The following is a 5,844-nucleotide window of genomic DNA, read 5'->3' as shown; positions in this document are numbered from 1 at the left end:
GCTTACGAAGGGACTCTTGTTCAACATATTCGCAAGTGGGAGCAATATCATGATTTGGTCGCATACGGCATTGTAAAAAAGACTCTTACGAATACAACAACCGAATAGCCAACACCAAGTGGGTTGGTTGCTACGAGAAATTGGCAGCATGATTGAACTAACGGTAAACTATAGTAATAAAAGAATGAATGTATTTAAAGAATTAGGAGGCATTAGTAATGCTAAGATGCTCATGGTGTATGAAGAAAATCAAAGAAGATAAACCCTGCTACGGTCTAAATGTCAAGTTTGCTTCGGGGGTTGCTTTTGACGAGAAAGATGGAAAGATAATTTCATTACATTTAAAAACTAGAAATACAAGTGTTCCTTTAATAATTGTGGCCGATGATTCAGAAGCAAAAAGAAATGGACAGGATGGGATCTTTGCGCTTTGTAGTGAGAACTGTGGGACTAAGATGAAAGAAACAATTACAAAAGAATTAGAGCTATTTTCAGGTGAAAGCAGTATGGTACGTTTATAAAAACCTTTAAGTTCTTTTGGTTCTATGTGATCATGTCATTTTTTGATTAGAACTTGCTGAAMAATTGGGAACTCCTTATAAGAGTAATGTGACTGTAATGATTACGAGKGGGGCAAACAGGAAACTATGCTTGGAAAATGTGTAGGGACGGGCTCGAGTTGCGAAGTGTATGAATGGGGTGACGACGACAAAGTTGTAAAACTGTTTCATACGAACACGCCGTCTGAAGCCGTTCAGCTCGAATATCGGAACAGCTTTGCGGCTTGGAAGAGCGGATTACCGATCGCTCTCCCGTTCGAACAAGTCATATGGGACGGTCGTCCTGGAATTATTTTCGAAAAGATACTCGGGGTTACGATCGTGAATCGATTATTCGAACAGTTGTATACGAAAGATTGATTTTAACGAAACAGACAGCGAACTACGAATATACGCGAGAGCGCTGAATGACATTCATAAGGCAACCATCTTCGACATCGTTACCGACCAAAAGGAGAATTTAAAAGCGATTATTGGCAAGCCTGCATTGTTTACCCATGACGAAATATTGGCCATCCATGCCTACATTGACCGTTTGCCCGTTAAACGACAGCTTTGTCACGGAGATACGAATGGGAGTAATCTGATACTGAGGAACGGCATACCGGTCATGATCGACTGGATGCATGCCTCGCTTGGCAACCCGGCAGCAGATGTGGCGGAAGTTTGTGTGATGATCGAATATGCCGTCTTGCCACCGGAAACCCCGGCTACTGTCGATGAATTCTTTCAAGCTTCGAGACAAGTGGCATACCACATTTTCATTGACGAGTACTGTAAGCTGTCTGGAGTTACGGAGGAAGAAATACGGTCATGGTACGTTCCGGCTGCCGCTCGTTCGATAGCATCTGGCGCTATACCGGACGAACAAATTGCCAAGCTTGCTGCTATGATTCGGCATAAGCTATGCCTTGCCTGAAAAATGATTAAACAAGTTACACTACGCAGAACGAGAGCATAACAACAGGCTGCCAGCATGATTGGCAGCCTGTTGAACTAAAGGGCAGGATACTGTAATCACTTCGCGAATATTTCAAGAAATATGGATATTTACGAAGTTCTTTATAATGACATTAGGTGAAATATTCGCTATGCTGGGAGGATTAAGAAATGGAAATCATACAGACAACAAACCATGAAATCCTTAGTCTCTTAAGTAAAGAAATACATGAACTTCATGTTGCTCTTTATCCTGAGCATTTTAAAGAGTATGACTATGAATTAATAAATGACTTTTTCAAACAAGTTATTAATAAGCCAGGACATACTTTTCTCTTATTGATAGATGAAGAAAAATATTTAGGTTACTCATGGATTGAGATTAGACAGAACGGAAATAATCCGTTTATCAAGCAATATAGATCAATATTTGTACATCACATTTCAATTAATAAAGAGGCTCAAAAAAAAGGATTTGGAAGAGCGCTAATGAACAGAATTTATGAAATTGCAAAAGAAGAAGGAATTGAGAAGATAGAACTTGATTATTGGACAGATAATGGTAGGAAGGGATTAACTTTTTAATATTGAATTTCATTTATTAAGCAGAAAGTAACGAATGAGAAATTTGTTGAGGTTGAGGAAGTGACAATAGTGGAAGATAATGAGCTGATAGCAAAATTGAAAAATTTTTAGAATATGATATATGTAAGATATTGGATTCGATTCGGTTTTCCAGAGAAACAAATCGGAAGAATCGCTCCAAAATAGGAGGTAACATATGAGTTCCATTCTAAAAGTTATAGAAAAGCTAAAGTTGAACGTCTTGAATGTTGAAGATGTTCCAGAGTCATTTAGTTCTGATGTATACAAACTTACTCTTGCCAGTGGAGAAAGCGTGTTTGTAAAAATTCCATTTAACAAGGATAAACTATTCCGTGAATTTCAGATGCTTGAAACATTAAAGGGGGTAATACCTGTTCCTAAGGTATTGGACATTTGGTACGGGGATGAAAGTACTACTGGAGCATTGCTTCTTTCAGCAATTCAAGGTATGCATTGTACAGGAGACATTGATGAGAAACTCTCTTTTCAAATTGGCGTGTATCATGCTATGCTCCATGAGGTTAAAACTCCTGGGTATGGTTACCATGTAACCGATGGTTTTAAGTTACTTGACCAAAATAATTGGAGATTACATATCAAAAGTAATTTTGAAAAGTGGAAAGAGCCATGCAAAGAGATTCTCGACTCAGAATTATATGAGAGATGTATTCTTCACTTTGATGGAGTTTTCTCTGCTTTACCGGATCCTGACGGACCATGCATTGTTCACATGGATTTTAGACCAGGTAATATATTGGTGAATGGTAACGAGGTTGCTGGCATTATTGATTTCGAGAGTGCCCGTGGTGGATCGTCGGAAATAGATTTTACAAAAGTCAATCGATATATTTGGGAAGTCAATCCAAGAACAAAGATACCGTTCATTGAAGGTTATCAATCGATTCGACCTATGTTGGCTCTGGAAAGAGTGCTGCCATTTTATGATTTTTACGATGCTTTCTGCGCAGTTGTTTGGTGTAAAAACAGAGGAATTGAAAAAAATCAAACGTTCCTTCAGGAAAATATTCTTACTTTAAGGAATTCGGTGGGTTATTGAGTATAGTTGTTTAGATTTGATAGGGCAGGCCATCCCACAAAGGATGGCCTTTAAACTTGCCGTTACAGACAGCGCGGAGAGCCGTAAGATAATAGAAGTCAGGTCATTGAACTAACGGARAACGATAGCACAACGACAACAGGATGCCAAAGAACGGCAGCCTGTTGAAGTAACGAGCAGTTTCAATGAACATTTATACTTGGCTGGAAGGGATGAAGACATTTATTAGCTTGTTCAACTGATGGAAACGGTCCCGTTCAATAAAAACAACTAATAGTTCATTGCCGGTATCCGCGAAGAAGAACCTTTTACGACTGCCGTACACAGCGAGTAATTCAGAAAAGACCCTGAAGATTTCGAGGCTCAGCCAATCATCTTGCACGGAAAGCAAATGACGATAAAACGTACCGTTAGCGTTAAAGGCGATCCAGGACTCATTCGCTTCGATATCCACGTAATCTTGAATATCGGTGACGCTTATTGTTGGTGCAACCATAACTGCAATCCGATCCAACTTCTGAACATAATCTCCGTGATCTTCGATACATTCGCGGTCGAAGCACCAGACGTCGTTAGTCGGGTATAGATCGCTGTAAGACTCCAAGCCGTCTCGTTCACGTCCCATACTCATTAGAAGGTGAATATACGGGCGTTCCTCATAGTCTCTGATCTCAAAGTCTAAAACGTCTCTGATTTCCACATTCGGTTTAAGCGTAATGCCTATTTCTCTCAAATTTATAAGTTGCTCTTCGATCGAAATGCGGACTTGCGGAGGCTTTTCGACTGTTAATCTGTTTTTGCGCTTAAATAGACCAAACATGCTCTGGAATCCCCTTCGCAATAATCTGTACTAGTACAAATATATCACATCATAATGAATCAGGTTATTCCACCTGCATGTCAAAAAAAGCTGCAGAAGACTGGCGAGGGGCGTTAAGCTAACGGGCAGTAGAGTTACAATTAAAGGGAATTTTTAGGGATAAGAAGAATTATAAGAACATAGATAACCCTAAAAATAATAAAGGGAGTACAAAATATGAAGGATCGTTTATTAGTTAATTTTTACGTCTCAAGCGATATAATTCTAACATCCAAAATTATCGATTTTCTCAATTTAGACTTACATTTCAAAATCACTCATATGAAGGGAATTGGTGTAAACCGAACAAAGGAAGTTAAGTTTAATAATGTTTCCTTTTTTGAAGGGTTACAAAAAATAAATGCAAGAGAATCAAGGTTTACAATTTCTGTGTTAGATGAATTGGGCAATTCAATTACCATTAGTAAGAGGAGTGATCAAGTAACCCATTTGGCTATCAGGTTAGACAGCGAACTATTTAACAATTTCAGAGAAGAAATACTTTCTATCTTGACTAAATACTTTGTAGACGTCGATGGAATTGTTGGAAATGCAGTTTCAATGATGGATAATCTTCTTCAAAATTCTACGAACCTTGATACTTATACAAGGGCTAATAAGTCGTTAGAAGATATTAAGATTATACCGTCCCCAATCATGAAAGATGAAATGATTATCGATATTGAGCAACAACCTGGGCATTTTCATCTAGTTGGAAATTTATGGTACGGGTGCTGCTGGAAGATGTGGTTTGGTGCAAACTACTCACACTTTGCAAATGATATCCTGCTATCCTTCCAGGAATGTTATGAGAATAGGGCATTGGACAATGGCACTGTGCAAATCACCCTATACGAAAACGTATGGGACTATGATTTGCCTGAAAACCGCGCCAGACAGTTGGCATTCCGCAAGCATACTGGCATTGATGAAGTTGCTCACGCATTAATGAAAACTCCGAAGGATGAAAATCCTGATCCTTCGATCAGTATTGAAACTGAGGCAGCGTGTACACATGGTGAGGGAAGGCTAGTGACTTACTACTACAATGCAGAGGGAGAGCTATCGCCTAAGTCCCAAGCGGTACGATACAAGTCTTATGAGTTCCGAGGGGACGGCCAATTAGTCTGGTCCAAGGAAGAGAGCATTAGGTAGTGAATTTTGGAATAGAACTAAGCTAACGGAGAACGTTAAATTAGTTTAATAACAAAATTTTACTTTTATTTCCTTGCTTGTGCTATTCTGTTTATATGGATAACTGAAACAGATCTGGCATTTCACAAAGGGAGGATGCTTTTCTATGGTGATCTTTTGCATAATGATTGTATCTATTTTCGGTGCATTTATAGCTTTGGATATGTATATTTCAAGGGTTTGGGATGTTTTCTCAGCGAAAAGCTATGATATGCTGAATATGGTGGCTGGTGATCGGAAATCACATCCTTCTTCTATCCTTAAACGAGGTGAAGAATACAAAAATAAAACCCGTTTTCTTCGAAATCCATAACGAATATGAGATGAAATTGAGGATATTAAGGCCCTGCAAGCCATTACTTACCTTGATCGAAGAATGAATTCGATCACTAGGTAAAATGGGGAGTTTGGGTCTTTTGTTATTACTACCCTGGATATAGCGAATCATGGACAGGAGCTTCGTCTGGGAGCAAGCAATTAAACTAAAGGGCAGTAGAGCGTGGTGGAATGTCTATTTATTTGTACAACCGCTATTCAAGTAAATGATAACCCAATAATAGTCCCACAATTCTTATTGTCATTACTACAAAAATAAGTATCCCGATTATAAAAAGAATCATGTTAGGACG

Annotated in this window: 8 protein-coding genes; 7 read left to right on the top strand and 1 reads right to left on the bottom strand. The window is 38.8% G+C overall.

The genetic code is table 11. The features are described 5' to 3' along the window. The first annotated feature begins 239 nt into the window (after positions 1 to 239). The 5 genes from AC1DVJ_RS29620 (at position 240) to AC1DVJ_RS29600 (ending at position 3,162) form a co-directional block, all read left to right on the top strand. The gene (locus AC1DVJ_RS29620; protein WP_477596266.1) at positions 240 to 521 is read left to right on the top strand and encodes a hypothetical protein; all 282 of its coding nucleotides are present in this window, start codon (positions 240 to 242) and stop codon (positions 519 to 521) included. A gap of 165 nt (positions 522 to 686) precedes the next feature. Continuing rightward, on the top strand, positions 687 to 920 hold the full coding sequence (locus AC1DVJ_RS29615) for a hypothetical protein (RefSeq protein ID WP_477596264.1): 234 nt from the start codon (positions 687 to 689) through the stop codon (positions 918 to 920). Then, complete coding sequence (locus AC1DVJ_RS29610; protein ID WP_477596268.1) at positions 886 to 1,479, top strand: phosphotransferase family protein; 594 nt, start codon at positions 886 to 888, stop codon at positions 1,477 to 1,479. The genes AC1DVJ_RS29615 and AC1DVJ_RS29610 overlap by 35 nt, the downstream gene beginning before the upstream one ends. A 191-nt stretch (positions 1,480 to 1,670) precedes the next feature. Continuing rightward, positions 1,671 to 2,084, top strand: coding sequence for a GNAT family N-acetyltransferase (locus AC1DVJ_RS29605; RefSeq protein ID WP_477596262.1), 414 nt, complete (start codon positions 1,671 to 1,673; stop codon positions 2,082 to 2,084). A gap of 196 nt (positions 2,085 to 2,280) precedes the next feature. After that, complete coding sequence (locus AC1DVJ_RS29600; protein ID WP_477596260.1) at positions 2,281 to 3,162, top strand: phosphotransferase family protein; 882 nt, start codon at positions 2,281 to 2,283, stop codon at positions 3,160 to 3,162. Positions 3,163 to 3,355: 193 nt separating this feature from the next. Here AC1DVJ_RS29600 and AC1DVJ_RS29595 read toward each other — a convergent pair whose 3' ends face one another. Beyond that, on the bottom strand, positions 3,356 to 3,982 hold the full coding sequence (locus AC1DVJ_RS29595; protein WP_477596258.1) for a hypothetical protein: 627 nt from the start codon (positions 3,980 to 3,982) through the stop codon (positions 3,356 to 3,358). Between the two features lie 216 nt (positions 3,983 to 4,198). On the opposite strand from AC1DVJ_RS29595, the gene AC1DVJ_RS29590 reads away from it, so the two are divergent. Together AC1DVJ_RS29590 and AC1DVJ_RS29585 are read left to right on the top strand one after the other, a co-directional pair. Beyond that, complete coding sequence (locus AC1DVJ_RS29590; RefSeq protein WP_477596256.1) at positions 4,199 to 5,176, top strand: hypothetical protein; 978 nt, start codon at positions 4,199 to 4,201, stop codon at positions 5,174 to 5,176. 163 nt (positions 5,177 to 5,339) lie between these two features. After that, on the top strand, positions 5,340 to 5,528 hold the full coding sequence (locus AC1DVJ_RS29585) for a hypothetical protein (RefSeq protein WP_477596254.1): 189 nt from the start codon (positions 5,340 to 5,342) through the stop codon (positions 5,526 to 5,528). Positions 5,529 to 5,844: the final 316 nt, after the last annotated feature.

Source organism: Paenibacillus sp. P4_A9, assembly GCF_056402415.1.
Note: the sequence above shows the minus strand (reverse complement) of the source record. Positions and strands in the feature narration are given on the sequence as shown.